19 protein-coding genes are annotated in these 22,428 nt (G+C 59.9%); 8 read left to right on the plus strand and 11 right to left on the minus strand.

Features of this window, described 5'->3' with window-relative positions; genetic code table 11:
* Positions 1–573 precede the first annotated feature (573 nt).
* On the plus strand, positions 574–3,477 hold the full coding sequence (locus tag VGN12_09570) for a hypothetical protein (GenBank protein ID HEY4309685.1): 2,904 nt from the start codon (positions 574–576) through the stop codon (positions 3,475–3,477).
* Positions 3,478–3,503: 26 nt separating this feature from the next.
* Here the strand turns inward: VGN12_09570 and VGN12_09575 are convergent, their stop codons facing one another.
* Positions 3,504–5,084, minus strand: coding sequence for an amidophosphoribosyltransferase (locus VGN12_09575; GenBank protein ID HEY4309686.1), 1,581 nt, complete (start codon positions 5,082–5,084; stop codon positions 3,504–3,506).
* A 397-nt stretch (positions 5,085–5,481) separates the two neighbouring features.
* On the opposite strand from VGN12_09575, the gene VGN12_09580 reads away from it, so the two are divergent.
* Complete coding sequence (locus VGN12_09580) at positions 5,482–5,973, plus strand: DinB family protein (GenBank protein ID HEY4309687.1); 492 nt, start codon at positions 5,482–5,484, stop codon at positions 5,971–5,973.
* A 32-nt stretch (positions 5,974–6,005) separates the two neighbouring features.
* Positions 6,006–7,148 carry a hypothetical protein gene (locus VGN12_09585; protein HEY4309688.1) on the plus strand — a complete coding sequence of 381 codons (1,143 nt, stop codon included), beginning with the start codon at positions 6,006–6,008 and terminating at the stop codon, positions 7,146–7,148.
* Positions 7,149–7,265: 117 nt separating this feature from the next.
* Here VGN12_09585 and VGN12_09590 read toward each other — a convergent pair whose 3' ends face one another.
* Entirely contained in the window at positions 7,266–8,699 is a 1,434-nt protein-coding gene (locus VGN12_09590; protein HEY4309689.1) for a cytochrome c, read from the minus strand.
* Positions 8,700–9,003: 304 nt separating this feature from the next.
* Between VGN12_09590 and VGN12_09595 the strand changes: the two genes are divergently transcribed.
* Positions 9,004–9,789, plus strand: coding sequence for a sulfite exporter TauE/SafE family protein (locus VGN12_09595; GenBank protein ID HEY4309690.1), 786 nt, complete (start codon positions 9,004–9,006; stop codon positions 9,787–9,789).
* 271 nt (positions 9,790–10,060) lie between these two features.
* Here VGN12_09595 and VGN12_09600 read toward each other — a convergent pair whose 3' ends face one another.
* Together VGN12_09600 and pyrE are read right to left on the minus strand one after the other, a co-directional pair.
* The gene (locus VGN12_09600) at positions 10,061–10,741 is read right to left on the minus strand and encodes a hypothetical protein (GenBank protein HEY4309691.1); all 681 of its coding nucleotides are present in this window, start codon (positions 10,739–10,741) and stop codon (positions 10,061–10,063) included.
* 51 nt (positions 10,742–10,792) lie between these two features.
* Positions 10,793–11,407, minus strand: coding sequence for an orotate phosphoribosyltransferase (gene pyrE, locus VGN12_09605; GenBank protein HEY4309692.1), 615 nt, complete (start codon positions 11,405–11,407; stop codon positions 10,793–10,795).
* 152 nt (positions 11,408–11,559) lie between these two features.
* Here pyrE and kdsB point away from each other — a divergent pair, with 152 nt between their 5' ends.
* Positions 11,560–12,342, plus strand: a complete 783-nt coding sequence (kdsB, locus tag VGN12_09610; protein HEY4309693.1) for a 3-deoxy-manno-octulosonate cytidylyltransferase — start codon at positions 11,560–11,562, stop codon at positions 12,340–12,342.
* Between the two features lie 216 nt (positions 12,343–12,558).
* Positions 12,559–14,196 (plus strand): CTP synthase, encoded by a 1,638-nt coding sequence (locus VGN12_09615; GenBank protein HEY4309694.1) that lies wholly within the window; start codon positions 12,559–12,561, stop codon positions 14,194–14,196.
* Between the two features lie 85 nt (positions 14,197–14,281).
* Here VGN12_09615 and VGN12_09620 read toward each other — a convergent pair whose 3' ends face one another.
* From VGN12_09620 to VGN12_09650, 7 genes are all read right to left on the minus strand, one after another.
* Entirely contained in the window at positions 14,282–14,737 is a 456-nt protein-coding gene (locus tag VGN12_09620; GenBank protein HEY4309695.1) for a hypothetical protein, read from the minus strand.
* 104 nt (positions 14,738–14,841) lie between these two features.
* Positions 14,842–15,303 carry a response regulator gene (locus tag VGN12_09625; protein ID HEY4309696.1) on the minus strand — a complete coding sequence of 154 codons (462 nt, stop codon included), beginning with the start codon at positions 15,301–15,303 and terminating at the stop codon, positions 14,842–14,844.
* Positions 15,300–17,195, minus strand: a complete 1,896-nt coding sequence (locus VGN12_09630; GenBank protein ID HEY4309697.1) for a PAS domain S-box protein — start codon at positions 17,193–17,195, stop codon at positions 15,300–15,302. The genes VGN12_09625 and VGN12_09630 overlap by 4 nt, the downstream gene beginning before the upstream one ends.
* 91 nt (positions 17,196–17,286) lie before the next feature.
* Positions 17,287–17,730 carry a response regulator gene (locus VGN12_09635; GenBank protein HEY4309698.1) on the minus strand — a complete coding sequence of 148 codons (444 nt, stop codon included), beginning with the start codon at positions 17,728–17,730 and terminating at the stop codon, positions 17,287–17,289.
* A gap of 80 nt (positions 17,731–17,810) precedes the next feature.
* Positions 17,811–18,311: a response regulator gene (locus VGN12_09640; GenBank protein ID HEY4309699.1), complete on the minus strand. Its 501-nt coding sequence runs from the start codon at positions 18,309–18,311 to the stop codon at positions 17,811–17,813.
* The gene (locus VGN12_09645) at positions 18,277–19,449 is read right to left on the minus strand and encodes an ATP-binding protein (protein ID HEY4309700.1); all 1,173 of its coding nucleotides are present in this window, start codon (positions 19,447–19,449) and stop codon (positions 18,277–18,279) included. The genes VGN12_09640 and VGN12_09645 overlap by 35 nt, the downstream gene beginning before the upstream one ends.
* 547 nt (positions 19,450–19,996) lie before the next feature.
* Positions 19,997–20,482: a division/cell wall cluster transcriptional repressor MraZ gene (locus VGN12_09650; protein ID HEY4309701.1), complete on the minus strand. Its 486-nt coding sequence runs from the start codon at positions 20,480–20,482 to the stop codon at positions 19,997–19,999.
* 374 nt (positions 20,483–20,856) lie between these two features.
* Between VGN12_09650 and VGN12_09655 the strand changes: the two genes are divergently transcribed.
* Together VGN12_09655 and VGN12_09660 are read left to right on the plus strand one after the other, a co-directional pair.
* Positions 20,857–21,099 carry a hypothetical protein gene (locus VGN12_09655; GenBank protein ID HEY4309702.1) on the plus strand — a complete coding sequence of 81 codons (243 nt, stop codon included), beginning with the start codon at positions 20,857–20,859 and terminating at the stop codon, positions 21,097–21,099.
* 46 nt (positions 21,100–21,145) lie between these two features.
* A complete protein-coding gene (locus tag VGN12_09660; GenBank protein ID HEY4309703.1) occupies positions 21,146–22,414 on the plus strand; it encodes a beta-ketoacyl-[acyl-carrier-protein] synthase family protein in 1,269 nt (422 codons plus the stop codon).
* Positions 22,415–22,428 lie beyond the last annotated feature (14 nt).

Raw genomic sequence — 22,428 nt, forward strand, 5'->3', positions numbered from 1 at the left:
GCCCGATCAAGTAGCAAGACACTTCCCTGGCTCACCCTCCCATTTCGGCGGGGGGGGCATCAACCGCGATTTCGGCGTTATAGGCCGGACGCGGTTTTTTCATTTACGGTGAAAACTTTTGCGCGACGTCGAGTTCGAAGAGCGCGAACAACGTTCGTTGAGCCGCTCATCTGACAATTGACGGTCGTGTCTTAAAGCGATGTTTCCTTCGGGCGCGCGCGAATCTGCACCAGTGACACGCCATCTGGCCGATTGTCATCGAATGGACGAATGAACTTGCCTACCAACCGATTAGCGCCCCAAGGCCCGTCACCTAATCCAAAGGCAGCCGTACACCCTCTAAAAACTCAGAGCACTGCCGAGGGCACAAAAGGACCCCAGCGTCATTAATTCGCATCCCAGTAAAGTTCCCCGAATACGACTGAACAACAAAACAACTACTAATGAAACGACGCGATGCTTTTGGATATGTTCCATTACCGCGTGTCCGAAACTGGACTCGTACGCTGTCGGCGGCGATAATTTTTAATCGAGGCGGTTCGGAGCAGAGAATTTGCGAACAGAGGCGAATCGATGAAAGATTTTGCCGGGACATATACAAGGTTCGGAATCTGGCTGGCAGCGGCGTTGTGCGTCGTTGCTGCCTGGCACTCGCCAGGAGTGGCCGCGGAAGGAGAGCCGCAACTGAGCATGTCGCTCGTCTGTCTCAACGCGGAAGAGCCTGATACCAGCGGCATCGAGTCTAGCAGCAAGTTGTTCCTTCGCGAACTATTGCGGCAAGCCGTGCTCATGGCAGTCCGCGACGAGGTCGGCCAGGGGACGCGCGATCGCGTGCTGCGCGAAGACTTTCCCGACGGAGCGCAGGTCTTTGGTGTCAAAACATCGCACAACGAGTCGCGACATTGGCAAATGAAGATCCTCGCGCCCGGCAACGGCAACGATGTGCTATTCGAACGGCGTCTCGAAATTCCGCCCGCCGAGCCAGGCACGATCGACTACCTGGCGCATGTAGCCTTGGCCGAGGAACTGGTCCGCACCGACCTGAAGAAATTCTGGCAGCAACGATTTGCCGACGGCAAAGCGAACGGCACGGACGCAAGCAAAAATGTTCCGCCGGAAACTGCGCGCGACGTCGAACAAATGAACTGCGTCTCGCAAATTTCAGCGCTACGCGACCTGCACGAATTACATCGCACGCAGGGCGAGTCGCCCGCGACGATGGCTGCCCTGATTCGGGCCTACGCGCACCTGGGTCAACTGACGATGCTGCATTGGAACGCCTCGCATTGCGTTTACCAAACGCGCTCGCTGCTCTACGCCCAGCGGTGGTGCGCCCGTGAGCCGCGTTCGGCACTCGCGATTTGGCATCGCGCTTATGCGCTGGCCCTGGCGGGCTTGCATCAGCAGGCGCTATTGGATTTGAAGACGGCCGAGGAGCTCGCGAAAAACGCAGGCGATCCCAAGCAGGCTGCGCGCCCGGGCTGGGTGCCGATGATCGAGGGCCTTTGCCGGTACGACATTGATAGCCTGTACGAAGCCACGAAAAAGGACGGGCCATACATGCAGCTCGCTTGGCTGTGCACCTACCTGGCGGTCGAACCGGGCGCCGACGCCGAGAATGAACGTCTCACCATCGGCTTCGAAGCGTTGAAGGGCGTGCCAGAATGCCTGCGGATCTCGGCCTCGATGTCGAGCACCGAGGGATACGACGCCAAGCACCGCGTGACCAAGCACGGTGTAAAGACCGTGACTTCGGCCTGGCGAACGCGACTCTTGGGCATGAACGGTTTGCCGGACGCGGTGCGACTAACGGCCGACAAGATTACGCCGGCCCCCGAGGATTACATCTTTGGCCGTGGGACCGATGTTCCAGGGCTATTCGCCGATGTGCGCCCCGTCGTCGAGGCGTGTGTTGCAGCCGGCGGCGCCGATCGGGGCGAACCCTCGATGGCGGCCCTCGGTCGGCTGCTGGAAGACATGACGTTTCTCGAGGTTGCAAACCGTCAGGAGTTCTACGCCGTGGCCTGGGGACACGGCCAACTTCCTGATCAGCATATTCAAGCGGCGCTCGATCTCTTTCCGCACCACCCGTACCGGGTTTTCTTCACGTTGGCAGCGATGCATCCCAAAAATGATGGCCAGAATTACTGGACGCCGCTGGCTGATCTCGATATCGTCGACGCGGATACGAGCCAACGACTGCTCATCGATCGCACTTGGACCAGCCCGTACACCCAGCGAATTCAAGGGGCGAGGGCCGTTGATCGGGCACTCGCTCATGCCGACGACGCCGCGTACGCGCTCACGTTCTTTCTGCAGTTCGCCAAGGATCATGGGCAGCAAGTCCAGCACGCCGAGACCTTGACGAAAGTCAGCCCCTACTGCCCGTTGGGCATGGCGACCCTGGTCCGCCTGGACTGGGACAAGTACGCACAAGGAAAAGAAGCCGAACTTGAAAAGGAATACGCCGACCGGCCACTCGTGCTCGCCGCGCTCGCGCGACAATATCTCAATCGCAACCGGCCTGACGATGCACAGCGCGCCCTCGAGGCTTACTTAAAGCTGTCGTCCGGTTGGTGGGCCTACGAAGCGCTGGCCAACATCTATTTGTCGCGTGGGGACGAAGAGCGTTGGCTATCCACGTTGCTCGCCAGCTTGAATCACGAAGACTTCTTCGGCATGCACGAAGAAGTGCAAGAGAAGCTGACGCGACATTACATGGCCAAAAAAGAATGGGAGAAAGCGCTCCCCTACGCGGACGCGGGCATTGAATTGGGCGCCGCGTGGGCCCTGGATTGCGCCATCACTTGCCATACAGAGCTGGAGCACTGGGAAGAAGCCGAGCAATATGCCCGTTTCCACCCGGGACGGATGGAACCCATGGGACCGCGTTGGTACGTTTGGTGCCGCATGACTGGCCATGGAAATCTGAAGGAAGCGCGCGCCGCGGTGTTTGAATACTACAAGCAACTCGAAGAGCGGGCCACTTCGCAAAACTGGATACCGATCGGCTTTTTCAAGTATGGCGAGAAGGACAAGGAGGGCGCGCTGAAGGCCTATCGAAATGCGATGAACTTGAGCAAGAGTCCGTTGGCGGCCCTGCTTTCGGCCCTCATTATGGATGAAGACCATCGCGATGCCGAACGGGATGAGCTGCTAGCCGGCATCGCCAAGCTGACTCCTCCCGAGGAAAGTCGCAAAGTGATGGTGCGGCTGGCGGCGATCGTTCAGTCGTCCGTGGCGAATGGCCCGGAGCACAAGCTCGATATCGAGGCAATCGAGAATTTGGCAAATGTTTCGGAGGAAGATTCGCGCGACGAGATTTGCCTGGTGGCAGGCCAATACTTGGAAAATCGGGGCGAGCGGAAAAAAGCGATCGAGTATTATCGCCGCGCAGCGGCAATCACGGGCTGGAACTTTCCAAAGCTCGGCGCTGCCATGCGAATGTGGGAACTGGAGCAGCAGAAGGGGCACTAGACGCGATTGCACTGCGCTCGCGCCGATTAGCTCCCGTGCGCCTGCACGCTCTCGTAGGTGCGGGTGACGACGTTCGATTTCGAATTCGTCACCGCAATCTGATACAGATCCTGGCCGCAGGGCGTCGGATACTCACCCGTCAGGCAGGCCTGGCAAAGCTGATCGCTGTCGAATCCGATCGCGCGGGCAATTGACTCCAGAGGCAAATAGCGGAGCGAATCGGCTCCCAACTGTTCGGCCATGCGCGCCTGGCTGGCTGCGGTCAGCACGCCGTTCTCGAGAAAGCGCGGGGCGAACAGCTCGTTGATCGTCGACATGTCGATGCCGTAGAAGCATGGTGCAACAATCGGCGGACAAGCGACGCGGACGTGAATCTCGCGCGCGTGGCCCAACTCGCGGATGCGGTGCAGCAGCACCTTCATCGTGGTTGAGCGGACGATCGAATCCTCGACCAGCAGCACCCGTTTATCTTCGAGCACTTCTCGCAGCGGCGTGTATTTACTCTCGGCCTTTTGCTTGCGGGCGCCTGATCCCTCAATAAATGTTCGGCCGGCGTAGCGATTGCGGATCAATCCTTCGCGCGATGGTACCCCCAACCTGTAAGCCATCGCATCGGCCGCGGCCTTACTGGTGTCGGGCACGGGGACAACGATTGTATCCTCGTCGATCGGCACCGTTTCGAGCCGGGCCAGCTCCTCGCCCAGCGCCGTGCGCGAGAGATAAACGCTGCGGTTATCCATCGTGCTGGCCACGTTGGCGAAGTAGACCCACTCAAAGAAGCAATGCGCCTTGCGAGGGCTGGGAGCGAAGCGTTGCACCTCAAAGCGGCCGTCGACGATCGTGATCGCCTGGCCGGGCAGCAGTGATTTGATACTCTCGGGGGCAAAGCCGAGGTTCAACAGCGCCACGCTTTCGCTAGCGGCGGCGAACAACGGCCCCTCGAGCGCGTAACAAAGGGGTTTGATGCCCAAGGTGTCACGCGCGACCAGCATGTCCCCCACGGCATTGAGGAATACCAGGCTATAAGCGCCGTCCAACCTACGATCGACGTTGCGCCACAGATCGATCAACGTCGGATCGCGGTCGCCCGACAGCTCGTGGCTGATCTCGTGAAGCAAGATTTCCGTATCGGTCTCGCGGGCCAGGTGGTTGTCACCGTTGGCCAGCAAATCGCGGCGCAGTTTCTGATAATTGGCCAACTGACCATTGAAGGCGAAGCTGAACCATTTGTGCCGCTGCAGGTGGTGCCGCTCGAACGGTTGGGCATAGCTGCGGTCCTCGGCCCCGCACGTGGCATAGCGAACATGACCGATCGCGGCCCGCCCGGCGTACTCTTGCATCAGGCTTTCGCACTTGCCGCGATGGCTGAGGCGAAAGACTTCGCTGACACTACCCAATTCCTTATAGGTATCGATGAGCTGATTGCGCTCGGGATTGTACGTGGTCATGCCCGCCGAAAGCTGGCCGCGATTCTGAATATCCAGAAGCATCCGCGGCAGCAAACGCGAGGCCTGGTCAGGCCCCTGCTCGAGGCACAGCGGGCTGGTAGTCCGGCCCGGCAGGTGATAGATCGCCGCGACTCCGCACTCGTGGTACAGTTCGCTCATCGTGGTGCGCTTACCCGGCTAAGGGCAATACGGCTCCGGTGGCTGTCAGGGGGAGAAACGCAGCGAGAAAACCAGGGGCCGAGATAGTATTTGCCACCAGCGCGCGTTCTGACCGCGAAATGTTGCAGTCAGGGGGGATGCCAGCGGCTCCCTCATTGTACGCTAACACAATCTTTTCTCAACCGGACGGCGCTCGAGAAGGCGCGCCGCTCGTAAACTGGCTCCCGCATCCGCGACGTAATTCTCTGCCTGTCGTGACTTGCGCCCATGCCATTGGGTGGCGGGCATCTGTTGCGGCGAATTGTCGTCCGCGTCGCCGAGGCGTAAAATCCTCGCTCCTACGACTCATATCACCACGCCGCCACGCTGCCGGCCACCTGATGCAAGGAGCCACGCCATGAATTCCAAGGAAACGATTCGTCACAGCATTGATAACGCCGACAAGATCGTCGCAGGTTACCTGGGCGACCTCTCGGACGCCGACTTGTTGGTCCGCCCTGTGCCCGGCGCCAATCACATCGCCTGGCAACTAGGACATTTGATCGCCGCGGAAAATATGCTGATCGACGCGGTCGTGCCGGGTTCGATGCCGAAGCTGCCCGAAGGCTTCGCCGCCAAGCATTCGAAAGAAACCGCCACGATCGACGATCCGAAGGCGTTTCTAACGAAGGACGAATACCTGCGGCTGATGAAAGAGCACCGGCAAGGAACGTTCAAGGCGTTGGAAACATTCTCGGAAGCGGATTTGGACAAGCCGGCGCCCGAGAAGTTCCGCTCCTACTTCCCGCAAATGGTCGATCTGTTCCTGCTGATGGGCTCGCACTCTCTGATGCATGCCGGCCAATGGGCCGTGGTGCGGCGGAAGTTGGGGCGGAAGCCGTTGTTCTAGGCAACGCCCGGCGCTCGAACAGAGAGGGGGCAATGATGAAAAAGCGCTCTCGGATGGTATATGCGCTGTGGGCGGTGGTGGTCATGGCCCTTTATGGCGGTGAGGACGCCGCCCCGTGCTTTGCCGACGAAGCGGAGGGTCTGGCACTTCTCGTGAATGCTGCCAAGCATGCTGGGGATCGTCAGATCCGCACGGGCGAGTTTACTTATACGCGCCGGATCACCCGCGACCCTCCCACCGACAAGGAGATCCAGCGATTGGTCGAACAAGTTCGCGCCGCTTTGCGCCGGCAGTTGGAAACGGTCAAGAACGAGCGCGCCCGCGCATCGATTCAAAAGAGTATCGATGATGCCGAGGCGGACATTGCCCCGCAGATGAAGGCAAATGCCAATCAAGAATGGCAATGCGAGTTCGCGCTGCGCGATCCGGACCACGGCGGCGACAAATATTCCGAGTTTTTTCGAACCGATCAGGAACCGGGACACGAAAAGCGGATGGCCGTCTTGCTGCGCGCGGGGCTTACGCTTGAGCAACACCAGGAGAATTTGGCGATAGTGGGCTCGGCTGGCATTTATCTGGGTCAAGAGCCGCAACGTGCGGGTCGTTTAACAGGCTTCCTCCTTCAAAGGGTCGCCGGCGACGGGGAGGAGATCATCCGCAACCTTAAGGATACTGTTTCCGAAATTGAGGTCGGCAACGTCAACGAGGATCGCCCGAGCAATACGCGAAAGGTGACCTGTTGGTTTACCGCGATCGGCGTGCCGCGCACCCAGGTCACGGTGCATATCGACACTTTGCGTGACTACGTGACGCCGCTAGTCCGCGAAGCCGACGAGGAAGGTAACGTCTTGCGAGAATGGATCGCAGAGACATACTTCCAGCCCGAGGGCACGGAACTGTGGTTTCCGCAGTCGGTCACTTATCGAGAATATCTTCACCCGCAGCGACCGTCGAGAAACGTCGTGGAGCGGTATGAATTCCCTCAGGACGGAGTCGCGATAAACGCCAAGATTGCCGACGAACGATTCACCATCGTGCTGCCGGCAAAGTCGACACTCTTGGACAGTCGAACGAAGGAGAACATCTCGTACAAAACGACCGAAGAAGTCAAACTTTCGCTGGACGCGCTCGAAGACCTGAACAGCGTATCAGGGCTAGAACGGGGGAAGAAATGACTCGGGGTGTTCGCCCGCACCGCGGCTGAGTCCCCCCCGGCGTAAACGAGAATGACGCAGCGTCCGTGAAATGTCACAGCCGCTGCGTCATTTGAATTTCGAGATCAGCCCTTTGCTCTACAGCGTCTTCAAATACTCAATCACGGCCTGCTTCTCCGGCTCGTCAAGCGCCTCGGGGAATGTGTGGCCGCCGGAGCTTTTGCCAAACAGGCGCGTGTCGAAGTACCGGCGTTTGTCCCGGCCGGTGGTCGCCGTGGCGGGCAGGTGGGACATGGTCGTCACTTCCAGACCGACCTTTTGCTGGTCGTAACCATCCTCGGTGCGCTGCCAGACGACCGGCCGTTCGCTTTCGTGGAACAAGTGCCACAGCGTGGGCACCGATCCGTTGTGCAGATACGGTGCCGAGGCCCAGATGCCGTCCAGCGGCGGCGCCACGTATCCGCCCGGATTTGTCACGACCTTTTTGTCATCAAGCTGGCCGAACCAACTGAGCTGATAGCCATAGCGCTGCTCGGGCGAGAGCGAATCGAGCCGCACGCGATCGGTGCCCACTTCCTCGATCGGCACCACCTTATTCGGATACGTCCACTTCTCGCCGTAGGTGCCGTGGCAACTGCTGCAATTCTGCTCGAAGATCGCGCGCCCTTTTCCGGCCAGCGCATGATCGACCTCGAACGGATATTTCGGCGGTTCGAGCGATTCGATCCATGCGTACAGATCTTTGAAATCCGCCTCCCATTCGCGGAACTTCGCCGCGTCGTTCTGCGGCACGAGCAGAAACTGCATCAACGAGCGATGGCTCTTGGGGGCGAAGCCGTCGATGTACAGGTATGTCTTCTTCTTGACGTTCCACCAGGGCGGAGCATCCATGTCATGATGAACGAAGCTGGGAGCCGAATCGGCCGGGCGCATGTTCAGATTTTCGTCGCGCAGAAAACCGAGAGCCACGCCGAACATCACGGCATTGGTCGTGCCGTTCGAGTTCCCCATCGGGAACGGCGCCGCGGCCAGTTCGAACGCCGTGAGCTTCCCTTGCCGGGCCTTGATCATGCGCACTTCATCGGTAAAGGTCTGCATGGCAAAGTGCGAGTTCGGCAAACCGGGGATCGATTTACCCAGCACTTTGCCGCCGTGGCACGACAGACAGTTGATCGACCAGCCTCCGTGGCCGGCGTCGACATATTGCATCGCCACTGGGCCGGGCAGGTTCGGCGATTCGGTCAGACCGTAACGCGAGAAGGCCATTTTGCGCCGCTCTTCGACCGTGGCCTTGACCGCCTTGGTGCGCAGCGGCTCTTCCCACACCTTCCATAAATCGTCGAACGTCGCCTGGTCGTGGGCGACCGGGATGTAGGCCTTGGTCGTCAGCCAGCGATAACCGCGCTGAGCCGCGGTCTCGGCGTCAGGGGTCGAAATGTTGGCATCCGCCGCCCGCAACGGGTTGAGCCATGTCGCCAAGAACCCGACAAGGATTAAAGCCAGCAATGCGGCTGCACCGTAAACCGTCCGCCGCGACGCCGTTTTCGACGGCGACTGTCCAAAACGCGACATGCGATCCCCCCTTGTGTCGGCCGAAAGCCAGAAAGGGACAGAAATGCCGGGCCAACCCTCGCGACGAAGGCCCGGATGCCTCCGATTTTACTAGGTCCGTTCGAAATAGCGAGATGAATTGCGCGCAAACTATTTTTGCGGGGTGGGGTGCCTCGCCCGCAAAGCCTGTTGGTAACCGACAATTCCTCGGACGGCTGTCCAAACGGTTTCAAGCGTCGAATCGCCCCGACTTTTCGCTACCGGGGCGTCACTGTAGAGTGTGTCGCGCCTCGAAGAATGTTTCGTTGCCAAGGAAATAGGCCACATGCTGCTCGATAACGCCCTGCTTTGTTTGTCCGCGGTACTGGCCGGTGCCATGAACGCCATTGCCGGCGGCGGCACGTTGGTGACTTTTCCCGCCCTGTACGCAATCCTGGGTACGTCTGGCGAGGCAGCTCGCATTGCCAATTGCACGAACACTGTGGCGCTGCTGCCCGGGGCACTTGCAGCCGCCTGGGGGTACCGGCGCGAGCTGTCGGCATCACGGCGCTGGATGGTCTGGCTGGCGGCGCCGAGCATCTTGGGCGGCCTGATCGGGTCGCTGTTGTTGACCGAGTTTTCGCCCGACACTTTTAAAAAGCTGGTGCCATGGCTGATCCTGACCGCGGCGCTATTGTTCGCCATCCAGCCCTACGTCGCGCGTTGGACCGGCATTGGCAAGCCTCACGCGACGCCGACCAGGCAAACAATCGCCGCGATCATCAGCTTTCATTTTCTGGTCTCGGTTTACGGCGGCTACTTCGGCGCCGGAATTGGCATCCTTATGCTGTCGGCACTGGCGATGATGGGGCTTTCGGACATTCACGTCATGAATGGGCTGAAGACCGTGCTGAACGCTCTGATCAACGGCGTCTCGGCCGTGTGGTTCATTTGGAAACAAGACGTCAACTGGCACTATGCCTTGATGATGATGGTCGCAGCGATCATCGGGGGATATTTCGGCGCACATGTCGCCCGACGTCTCGATAAGAACGTCGTCCGCCGCATCGTGGTCGTGATCGGATTTTCGCTGGCGGCCTATGAGTTCTATCGCCAGGTGAAGGGGGCGTGATCGAACGGCGCAACCGCGGCTTCGAACGGCTAGGCGAGATCGAGCGAATGGTCGTAGCGGAAATCCCTCTCCCCCGTGGCGGGGAGGTTAGGTGAGGGGAATCGCTTCGAGCTGACGATCGACTTGCAGTTCGCCCTCACCCTGCCCTCTCCCGAAGGGAGAGGGGTTATTGCACTATGCGATTGATTTGCGTGTTGCGGCTTTACGACATGGCGACCGCGTTCGGCGACATGGCGGCGAATTCTTGTAACGCCGCTCGGCAATGGTCCGCTCAGGCCGCTGCGCCTTTGGCGATAACTTCATAAACGTGCGCATTGCGTTCTTTGCCGATCGCGCGCACGGCGCCGGTTTCGCGCAGGCAATAGGCGATGCGCTGGGCGATCCAACGGGGCATGTCGAGCGCTTCGGCCAGGTGGCCGGTGTGAAAACGAGCCGGCAAATCGCAATTCAACATCGCGATTAAATCCCCCGGCGTGCGCACGAGGTACGAATCCCCGACGGCCGCCAGCAGTTGATCTTCGACTTGAAAATCGCTGCGGCGATAGCGGCGCCGCCGGCCGTGGCCTGGGTAGCGATACTCTTCGACGTCTACGAGCACGGCTTCGATCGTCAGCCGGGGATGGGGAAAGACCTTGGTGAAGTAGACCAGATCGTGAAATAGATCGAGCAGCTTGCCGCGCTTGGGACTGCGGCGGCGCGACAGAATCTTGCCGGCGCGGCGCCGGCGCTTGATGAGCAGTTTTTCGCGCACGATCGGTTTGACGACGCGCACCGAGTGTTCGGCGAGCAGTTCCGCGATTTTGAAGCCGATCGCACCCAAACGGCCGTGCTGGATTTCGATCAACTCGCCGGCGGCAACGGCGTCGACGCGATAGCGACCATAGCGAACTTCGGTCTGCGCAGGGTCACCGGCATAGAGGAGTTTCAGGTCGCGATGCAGGCTGGTTTCCATGCGATCCGTCGCTGGAGTGTATCGGACAGCCGCGCGATGAATGAGGGCGAGTTAGGCCTGCGGCTCGATACCAAAATCGCGGATCGTCAGCAGGGTGTCCATCGCAATCCCGCGCGCGGCGAAGGCTTCGCGCCCTCCTTCGAGCCGATCGACGATTGCTATCACCCGTTGGACGTGCATGCCGAACTCGATGGCCCGATCGATGGCCAACAGCGACGAGCCGCCGGTGGTGACGACGTCCTCGACGATCACGACTTCGTCCCCCGGCTGGACCGGACCTTCTATGTAACGGTTCGTGCCGTGCCCCTTCGGCTCTTTGCGGACCATGAAACCCAGGAGCGGAAGGCTGCGAATACCGGCCAGGGTAATAATCGATGCGGTAATCGGGTCAGCCCCGATCGACATCCCGCCCACGGCCTTCGGCATCCGGCCGACGAGCATGTCGAGAATCCCGGACCCGACGAGCCGGGCCCCTGCCGAATCGAGGGTGACCTGCTTGGTATCGAGGTAAAAACTTGCCTTTTTGCCCGATGCCAGCGTGAAGTCGCCGAATTTGAGGGCCTTGGCGCGAATCAGGTCGATGAGGGGCTGTTTGTCAAACACGGCGATTTCGGGGGCTGATTGAGTTGAGCGAAACTGCGGCAACAACAGGTACTTGCGAAGCATAACAATCTGCCGGCTTGCTGCCGAGACCCTGAGCCGGGGCCGACGGGCCGCGCCCCGTGTCACTGCTGCCTGTTGCAATTGCCTACCTATCTCGCCTATCTCGGCTGCCGCGAAATTGCTATGAATTGACCCCCGAGCCAAGGAGGGCCAGCATGTCGCAAGCGCAGTTCGTTCCACGCATCCATTCGACGAGCCTGATCGTGATTCCGGCCCGGCTGGCTTCGAGCCGCCTGCCGCGCAAAATGCTGTTGTGCGAGACAGGCAAGTCACTGATTCAGCACACGTTCGAGGCGGCCAGCCGTGCATCGCGTCCGATAGGCGTTTGTGTGGCAACCGACCACGCCGAGATTCTGGACGAGGTCACTCGATTTGGCGGCCAGGTCGAGATGACCAGCGAATCTTGCGCCAGCGGTACCGACCGTGTGGCCGAGATTGCCCGGCGCCGGCCGGACATCGATATCTTCGTGAACGTGCAAGGGGACGAGCCAGAGTTGGCAGGGCACTCGGTCGACCTGGTCGTCGAACTCTTGGAACGCGACCCGCGCCTGCAAATGTCGACACTAGCCACGCCCATTCGGCGGCGCGAGCAACTACTCGACCCGGCGTGCGTCAAAGTGGTATTCGACAGCCACGGGCGGGCACTGTATTTCAGCCGCTACCCGATCCCCTTCGTGCGCGAGTGGCGCGACGAACTGCTCAATGAAAATCCGCCAAATTTTTTCCAGCACGTCGGGCTGTACGCGTATCGACGCGATTTTCTGCTGCAAATCGCCCAGATGCCTCCGGCGCGAATCGAGCAGCTCGAAAAACTCGAGCAGTTGCGCGTGCTCGACGCTGGGCATTCGATCGCGGTCGGCGTGGTCGACGAGCCGACTGTCGGCATCGATACGCCCGAGGATTACGCCGCATTTGTACGACGGGCGAACACCCGCTAAGATGTGGCTCCAGGGTTAACACGGGGTGAACGTGACCCTGGCCCCGCCTTGCAGGCCCACGACGTTTGATTTCGTCGGGCCTATTTCCTTTTTGGCAGGCTTCCTTTTTTGCGATCTCTCGTTGGCCGTCATGGCCTGCGAGTGGCGGTCGCGCGTTGACATGCGGCAAGAATCCAGCTCCCCCGGGAAACGAACGAATACATGGACGGTGAACCGATGACTAAGCACATTTTCGTCACCGGCGGCGTGGTCAGCTCGCTTGGCAAAGGACTGACCAGCGCCTCGATCGGCATGCTACTCGAGCGGCGCGGCCTGCGAGTGCGGATGCAGAAGCTCGATCCTTATATCAACGTCGATCCGGGCACGATGAGCCCCTATCAGCACGGCGAAGTCTATGTGCTGGACGACGGCAGTGAGACCGACCTGGATCTGGGGCACTACGAACGGTTCACTAACAGCCCGCTGACGCGCGATTCGAACTACACCACCGGCCAGATTTACTTGTCGGTGATCAACAAGGAGCGGCGTGGCGAGTTCCTGGGCAAGACCGTACAAGTTATCCCGCACATCACGAACGAAATCAAAAGCGTTATCGAGAAGCTGGCGGCCGACAACGTCGACGTCGTGATCACCGAGATCGGTGGCACGGTGGGTGACATCGAAAGCCAGCCGTTCCTCGAGGCGATACGGCAGTTTTCGCTGGACGTCGGCAAAGAGAACTGCCTGTACATTCACCTGACGCTGGTCCCCTATCTGAAAGCGGCCGGTGAGCTGAAGACCAAGCCGACGCAGCACTCGGTGGGGCTGTTGCGTCAGATCGGTATTCAGCCGGACATTTTGATTTGCCGCACCGAGCGGACAATCAGCCGCGAAGATCGAGAAAAGATCGCCCTGTTCTGCAATGTGCCGAAGGACGCCGTAATCGAGGAGAAGGACAAGGACTTCTCGATCTACGAGGTTCCCTTGAGCTTGATGAACAACAAGCTCGACGATCTGATCGTACGCCGGCTAGGCCTCTCGGCCGGTCATCTGGACATGGACGATTGGAGCGAACTGCTGCACAAGCTGCGCAATCCGGATCACGAACTGGGCATCGCCGTGGTCGGCAAATATGCCGAGCATCGCGACGCGTATAAATCGATCTACGAGGCGCTTGACCATGCGGGCATCGCCCACCGGGCGCAGATTCGCATCCAGCGCATCCAAAGCGAAGAGGTCGAGCGCGACGGACCGGAACGGCTGCTGGCCGGTTACGACGGAATCTTGGTGCCGGGCGGATTCGGCGAACGTGGCATCGAAGGCAAGGTCGAGACCATTCGCTTTGCGCGCGAGCGCGGTATTCCGTTCTTCGGCATCTGCCTGGGCATGCAATGCGCGGCGGTAGAATTCGCCCGCAATGTTGTCGGCCTGGCTGGCGCGCATTCGACGGAAATCTGCAAGGACACGCCCCACCCCGTGATTTGCTTGTTGGACGAGCAAAAATCGATCACGGACAAAGGGGGCACGATGCGGTTGGGTTCGCAGGAAGCGCTGCTCGAACCGGAGAGTCACGCGGCCAAGGCCTATCACCGGACCCGAATTTTCGAGCGGCATCGGCACCGCTTCGAATTCAACAACGTGTATCGCAATCAATTCGCGGCCCACGGCATGCAGTTCGCCGGCACCAGCCCGGATGGATCACTGGTGGAATTGATCGAGCTGCCGGCGCACCCCTGGTTCGTGGCGGTGCAGTTTCATCCCGAGTTCAAGAGCAAGCCAACCGCGGCCCACCCGCTGTTCGCCGGATTTATCGGCGCGGCGGTAGCACGACACAGCTTGCGCGGCGAACGCACGCGCGAGGTTGAACAGCCGTAGAAGAGCTTAGAAGCAGCCTGACGCGGCGAAAGCCATTTTGGGCGGGCTTGGAAATGCGATAAGCCAGTGTCATTCGTCAAGGCACCTAAGGCGGCGGAATAGCGCTCGACTCCCAATCGGGCCAGGCTCGAATCGCATCTCCACCATGTCCGAAATCCCATCTATTACTGAACTCTGACATCGCGGCATTGTGGTCAGGAAACCGATAGATTCCAGCACAGTGCATGACGGGCGAGATCGTGACCATGGGCGGTCGGCCGTCGGCGAAGTAATGGTACTTCCAGTGGAAATCTGGTTTCGGCACGCGGGCCAATTCCGAAAAGGACGTGTCTGTCGGCCAGCTACCGGTGCGCGTTTTATAGTCGTACACCGCTTGAACAATGGCGTCCGCTTGCTTTACCCGGGCCCCGAATTCGGCATCCGTCAGCAGGCCGATGCCTCGACGACACGATTCCAACGCGAAGCACGTTAGCACGAGCAAAACACTCCATCGAAAAATCTTCCCAAACTTCCAGCGGCGTGTGAGCGCTTTCGCCGACATGATGCGGATTTTGCTCCTCCGTCGGTTCTCGCATTTTCAAATTCGAAATGTCGCAGACACCGCCTACACACCCTCGCGGGCGATTCGGGCCGGTGTGACGTCTTTTATTTCGCGTTCGCGCTCGCTGGGGGCAGCACGACGATCGTCAGCCAGAAATTTTCGATCATGCGCACCACGTTGATAAATTGATCCAGGTCGACCGGCTTGGTGATGTAGCAGTTGGCATTCAGCTCGTAGCTCTTCAACACGTCCTCCTCGGCCTTGGACGTGGTGAGAATCACCACCGGAATGCGGTGCAATTGCGGATCGGCTTTGATTTCCGCCAGCACCGAGCGGCCGTCTTTCTTCGGCAGATTCAAGTCCAGCAAGATGACATCCGGCCGGGGCGCATCGCTGTAACTCCCTTCGCGCCGCAACATGGCCAGGGCCTGCACCCCATCGCCGGCTACGCGCAGCGTGTTGCGGACTTTGCCGTCGCGCAGCACTTCTTGCGTCAGCCGTACATCACCAGGATTATCCTCGATCAACAAGATCTCGATCGGCGTGGCCCTGAAGCCATCGTTCATGTCGCGGTTCCTTCGCAGGCGGGCAAAGTGAAATGGAAAGTGCTTCCCTGGCCAGGCGTTGATTCCACCCAAATCCGCCCGCCATGTCGTTCGACCAGTTTTTTACAGACGGCCAGCCCGATTCCGGTTCCGGGGTATTCACCCCAACCGTGCAGCCGCTTGAAGATTTCGAAGATGCGATCCGTGTATTCCGGTGCGATGCCGATGCCGTTGTCGCGGACCGAAAAGTGCCATTTGTCGTCCTGCCGAGTTGCGGCCACGTGAACCTGCGGCCGATGTTCCGAGAACTTGAGCGCATTGCCGACCAGGTTCTGCAGGATTTGCAGCAGGTGGGCCCGATCGGCCCGGACCGTGGGGAGCGGATCGTGGGTGATTTCCGCGCCATGCTCGATAATCGCCGCCTGCAAATTAGCGATCACGTCGTCCAGCACCAGGGCACAATCGGTGGCCACGAGCGACTGCTCGCGGCGGCCAGCGCGCGAGTAGGCGAGCAAATCGTTGATTAGGACCTGCATGCGCCGCGCACCATCGACGGCGAAATTGATGAAATCATCGGCATCGGCGTCGAGCTTCCCCTGGTACCGGCGCTGCAACAATTGGCAGTAACTGGCCACCATCCGCAACGGTTCCTGTAAATCGTGCGAGGCCACGTAGGCGAATTGCTCCAGCTCGGCGTTCGAGCGAGCGAAGTCTTCGGCCTGCTGGGCGAGTCGCTCCTGGGCGCGGCGCTGCTCGGTGACGTCACGCACCGCGGCAATCACAACGACCCCCTCTTCGGTCTCGAACCGACTGAGACTGACCTCGACGGGCAATTCGGTCCCATCGCAACGCAAACCTTGCGACGGTAGCTTGCCGGCGCTTGGATGGCCATGGATTTCTTGTGCGACCCGGACCTGCATGGCGATGTCGTCGAGACCAAGCGGTTCGTCGAACAGCATGGCCACCGGACGACCTAGCAATTCGTCGCGGCGATAGCCGAACATTTGCTCGGCCTGAGAACTGACCATCTTGATGGCGCCGCCGCCATCGACGATGACCATTGCATCCGGCGCCGATTCAAGCAGTCCGCGAAAGCGCGCTTCGCTCGCGCGTAGCGAACGGGCCGCCTCTTCACGGTCCGTAACATCGCGGGCAATGCCCTGGACACAAACCGGCGCCCCGTCGCGCGTCACCAACCGGCTGTGAACATCCACGATGCGGTGTCGACCGTCCTTGGTGCGGATTACTAATTCGTACGACGAGCCCGAGTGCCCCGCTAGTTTTTGCGCGGTCATCTTGTGGGCCAGTTCGCGATGCTCGGGAACAATCAGTTCGTCGACGTTCATGCCGAGTAGCTCTTGCCGACTGTAGCCCGTGGCCTGCATCGCGGCCTTATTGGCCGCAGTGAATCGCCCTTTCAGGTCGTGCAAGTAGACGATGTCGTTGGCGTTCTCGAACAATTCACGGTATTGCGCCTCGCTTTCGCGCAGCGCGCGTTCCATGGCGCGGCGTTCAGCCAATTCGCGCTCGAACTCCTGCGGCGACCGTAGCGCCAGGACGCGCGGCACGACCGGCACCAGCGCGACGACCGTGGCCCAGGAGACGACGGCCGTGGCCAGTTTAGCCAACCCCAAGAGACGATACGCCGGCCACCAGAACATGACCGCATCCAGCAGACAGACCGCGCCGCAGCCTAAGATGAACGCCCCGGAAAGGATGAAAGCCCGGCGAAAAGGAGCCTGCCTTCGGCGCGACGCCAGGTAGAAAAGCATCGCTGGAATGGCGAGAAAAGCCAGCCACATCGCGACGTCCGAGAAGATATGTAGCCATCCCAGCGCTGCGCTCCACGACTCGCTCTCCCAGAGCGGCGTGAAGCCCGAGGTATCGAGCGGGTGGTTCAGTATCTCAAGCATGCGTCCACCTCGCCTCGGGTCGATCGTCGAATGCCGGCCGCCGAGCAAAGTTTTGAGAACTCCGCTGACCGAGTGGCAAAGCTGGCGATTATCAAGACGCCAGCAGCGTCTTCATCAACCACGATTTCTTGAGCTGCCGTATGACGGCGACGAACTTATCCCATTCGACGGGCTTGGTCATATAAGAATCGACGTTGGCCAGCTCGCCGCGCAGATAGTCTTCGTGCGCTTCGGACGCCGTGAGGATTACGACCGGAATCTGCTGCAGGTCTACGTCGGCTTTGATATGGTCCAGCAGTTGTCGACCGTCCATCTTGGGCAAACCAAGATCGAGCAGTATCAGGTCAGGTCTTGGCACCTGCGCGAAAATCCCCTGCTGGTGCATGAATTCGATCGCTTCGTAACCGTCGCGCACCACCGACAGCCGATGCTTGACGTGCCCTTCGCGCAGTGCCTCCTCGGTTAGTCGAACATCTCCGAGATTGTCCTCAACAAGCAATATTTCCACCGGTCGACCGACGACTTCGCGGTTCATCGTTGTGCCTCCGTCTCGGTTCCGATTTCGTCAGAGTGTCTAGACAGGCTACCAGGATTCGACATGCGGTTCCTCACGCTTTACCGTCCGGGGACGGCGTGTTCGACGGAATGGGCCGTGGACCGGGGCGCCCGCGGCGGGATCGGCTGGTTGATGCCCAGCCAGTACAGCACTGTTTCTTGTACGGTCTCCACGAATCGGCCGTGCGCAACCGGCTTGCGTACGTAACTGAGCGCGCCGAGACCGTAGGACGAGGCAATATCCCTATCGTCGTCGGATGACGTGAACACCACGATCGGCCAGACCGTTGGCTCGGCATGCGCGGCATTCTTCAAGATTTGCAGAACCTGCAGGCCATTCAGCTTGGGCAACTTAAGATCCAAGAGGATCAGGTCGGGGGGCCTCTTCTTTTCCTGCCCTGCCCGACCGGCATGCGCAAACAGGTATTCAAGCAGATCTTCGCCGTGGCGGACGACGTCGACGTGACAATCAATATTGGCGTGCGCGAGCGCGAGGCGGAATAGTTCCTCGTCGTTGGCGTCGTCTTCAACTAGCAATACAGTCTTGTTCGCGAAATTCATGATGTGCCGTCTCTTTTTGCAAGGCGAAGAAGAACGTGGCCCCTTGGTCGACGGCCCCTTCGGCCCATACGTGGCCGCCGTGGCGGCGCACGATGCGTTGAACGGTGGTCAAGCCGACGCCGAGCCCTTCGAATTCGCTTTCCAGGTGCAACCGCTCGAAAGGCTGGAACAGTTTGTTGGCGTAGGCCATGTCGAAGCCGACGCCGTTATCGCGAATGTAAAACACTCGGTCGTCACCGTCGGGCAGCCCGGAGAATTCGATCAGCCCGTCGGTGCGATGGCGCGTGAACTTCCAGGCGTTGGCCAGCAGGTTTTCCACCACGGCCGTCAACAAATGTGGATCGCCAAAAACAGTGAGCCCCTCGGTGACGACCGCTTGCACGACGCGCGTTGGATCGCGCCGCCGCAACTCGCGCACGATTTCCTCGGCGATTTCGCTCAGATCGACGCGCTCGTGCCGTAGCTCAAGATGCGACAGGCGGGCGATCGTCAACAGCGCGTCGATTAAATGATCCATGTGCATGCAGGCGCCGCGGATCCGATCGAAATAATTTCGCTCCTGCGGATCGAGTTTGCCTCCGCATGTTTCGCCCAGCGCAGCGCTAAAGCCATCGATGGCGCGCAGCGGCCGGCGTAGGTCGTGCGCGACCGAATAGCTGAAGGCCTCGAGCTCTTGATTGACACATGCCAGCTCGCGCGTGCGTTCGCGCACGCGCCGCTCGAGTTCGGAGTTGAGCGCCATGGTTTGCCGCTGTGCTTTTTTTCGTTCGAGTGCGTAACGCACACAACGCACCAGCAGCGGGCCGGTGACCTCGCCCTTGGGCAAATAATCCTGGGCGCCTGCCTGTACGGCGCGCAGTGCCAGGTCGTCGTTATCGCACGACGAGAGGATGATGACCGGTAAATGGGGGACCGCGTCGTGAATGGCGCGGAAGGTGTCGAGCCCGCGGCTATCAGGCAACTCGAGATCGAGCAGCACGCAATCGACGCCGCTTTCGGTTAATCGTCGCAAGCCGGCGTCGAGAGTCGGGCAATGCTCGACCACCAGTGGCGTCGCCGTGGAATCGACGAGCGCTTCGCGCGTCAGCCGGACATCGGCCGGATTATCCTCGATCAACAATAATCGGATGGAGTGCATCGACTCATCCTTTTCTGCTTCCCGAGCCTCTGGATTCGAGAAGTCGTCTGGCCCGCGCGTCATTCCGCTATTTCAACATTAGGCTGCCTTGCGGTCGGCGTGAAGAGAAGCGCACGATTGCGGCGGAAGTTCGTGCGTTTCTTCACAAGGACAGTTCCGGTCGCACGGAAATCAGCGGCAAACATAGGCGGCCGGAAGCTGACAATTCCGAAAGTGGAGCGATTCCGCGTTTCCGCGATATCGCGTGTCCGATCGTTCGTGCAGGACCGAATTCCGCGCTGCGCGTCAGGCGCGCGGTGGGCACTCGGGGTGCAGGACGGAAGTCGCGTGAAAATCATCCGCGCGGTGTGTGCCAACATGCCATGCGTCAGCCACTTACACAGGCGCGAATGCGCGGGCGAGGCTTGATTTAAAAAGCCCTGCCCGGTGGGAGAAGAAAATTGGCTTCCATGCCAAAGGGGCCGTCCTTGGTATTGTGCTTTCCAACCGGGTGACAAGCGGGGAAAACAGCACTTGCTCCTCACCGGGCATGGGCGCGTTAGTCGCCTTAGCCGGTTAATCGATCGAATAGTCTCCGGAACTTGGGCATTCGCTGTTCCAGGTACTCCAGCCAGATTGTTGGATTCCAGATCTCTAAACAGACGGTCGCGCCAATCAGCACGACCTCGCCGCCAGACTCCACGCGGAGAAAATCACGAAAGCCTTCCGGCACTAGCAGCCGCGCACGGCCGGCCAATGCTACCTCGGTATGTCGCGTCGATAAGAGCCTGCCGAGGAGTTGTACTTCCTCTAGTCGCGACTCGAGCTTGCCCGCCCGTAGCTTTCCTTGAATGACATCCAGCCCCGCCGTGAACTTCCCTTGCCATTGAGGCTGATTCCACAAGCTGAGACAGCCGAGCCGCTCCTTGGCAAGAATGCATGTCGCTTGCTCTCCACCCAACGCGGCCACAAACTGCTGGGGAATGGACAGACGAAATCTCTCGTCGAGAGTTCGTCGTTCCTCTCCCAGGATCAGGTTCTCATCCCTAACCATGCCGGTCGGACCAACAGAAAGTAGTGCTCGTCAAAATGGGTGAGACGCGCGACTCCGTTCTCGTCCGACCTCACATAAAATTGGGCTTAAATCCCGCTTTTACACGCCTGATTCTTCGGTTATTGGGCGTGTTTCCCACAGGCCTCGGAGTTTACCAATTCACATTCGTTTTGCAACCACTTTCTTCCCCCTTTTTCGCGCAACAAGAAAAATCGACGACGCCTTTTTCGCACGCTCGGAAGCACTTCGCACCGCGTTTGCCCGAGCGAAAGCGAAATGAGCCTGCGCGCAAATCTCACTCAGAAAAAATCACTATTTGTTGACGACGAGCCTTTTGAAATCTCGCGTTCGGCGGACGGCGAAGCAGGTCAAGAATGACGCGCCGTGCGACGACCGTATCGAGAAGCCTGACCCTTGCCGCTCGGCGCAGGCAGGGTTCGCTGTCACTCGAGCTTGCCGAACGGGGGGCGGAAAAACTTGACGCAAATGTGCCGATTTTTCAAAATTCAGTCGATGCGGCTTATATGATTACATCGCATTTCCGGGTTGGCGAAAGTTTTCCGCGGCTTTCTCCGATGTTTGGCGATGAGGACCAGTGCGTTGGATTTAGGGAATGACGCACAACGCAAGATTCCGCAGCCTTAGGTGAGTCACGCAGTGCCAGTGAGACTTCCACCAGCGCGCGACGAGCAGGAGCCGATCGTCATCACGGGGATCGGCATGATCGCTTCCGTGGGCAACGATCGCGAGAGCGTATGGCAGGCCGTACAGCGCGGCCAAAGTGGCGTGCGCAGTTTGCGCGGCCTGCAGGGAATTCCCGACGATCTATTGATCGCGGCCACAGTGGATATTCCGCCGCGTTATCCTGGCGAGCTGAAGACGATCAGCCTGATGCACCACGCCGCGGCCGAGGCCATGGCGGACAGCCGTGTGCGCATGAACGACGTCGATCGCGATCGTTTTGCTTGCGCAATCAGCGGGCACATGGGGGACACGGGCTTTGTCGTCGAAAACCTGGGGCGACACGATCTGATCGATCCGCAAGCCGTTCCCTGGTGGCAACAGTGGTTGCCCAACACCGGCTGTTCGACGGTGGCCAATCGATTTGGATTGAACGGGCCGCGTATTTGCCACTCGACGGCCTGCGCCAGCGGCTTGATCGATATCCTGGCCGCGGTCCGCGCGATTGAGGACGATAAAGCGGATATTGCCCTGGCCGGCAGCGCCGAGGGAATTCACCCGTTGTTCGCGGCCGGCTTTCATCGCATGGGTGTCCTGGCTGAGCACGAGGATCCGACGCAGGCCTGTCGCCCTTTCGACGTGCGCCGCAGCGGCTTCGTGATGGGCGAAGGGTCGGCCATGTTCGTCATCGAGCGACTGAGCCATGCGATCGCGCGCGGCGCAAAGATCTATGCCGAAATCACCGCCGGCCGCGTTCTGGCCGAGGCGCATCACGTCACGGGATTGGACGCCTCGAGCGAGGCGCTGGCCTATCTGATTTCAGCAACGCTGAACGACGCTCGCCTAGCGCCGCATGAAATCAATTACATCAACGCACATGGTACTGGCACGCAGCAGAACGACCTGGTCGAAACGCGCGGCATCCGCCGCGCGCTGGGCGCCGCGGCCGATAACATCTGGGTCAGCGCCACCAAGTCCATGCTGGGGCACCTGGTCAACGCGTCGGGCAGCGTCGAGCTGGCGATCACAACCATGGCGCTGCGCGATGGATTTGTACCGCCGACCTTGAACCTGACCGATCCCGATCCGCAATGTGATCTGGATTGCATTCCGCTGGTGGGTCGTCCATCGCGCTTTCAGACGGCGCTAAAACTATCCGTGGCGTTCGGCGGGCATCTGGCTGCTATTACGCTCCGTCGCTGGGACGACGTCAAAACCGGCTTCAGCTATCCGCCACGTTTGGCCGCATAAGACCCTGCCAACGA

The sequence above is a fragment of the Pirellulales bacterium genome (assembly GCA_036499395.1).
In the GTDB taxonomy this organism is placed as follows: domain Bacteria; phylum Planctomycetota; class Planctomycetia; order Pirellulales; family JACPPG01; genus JACPPG01.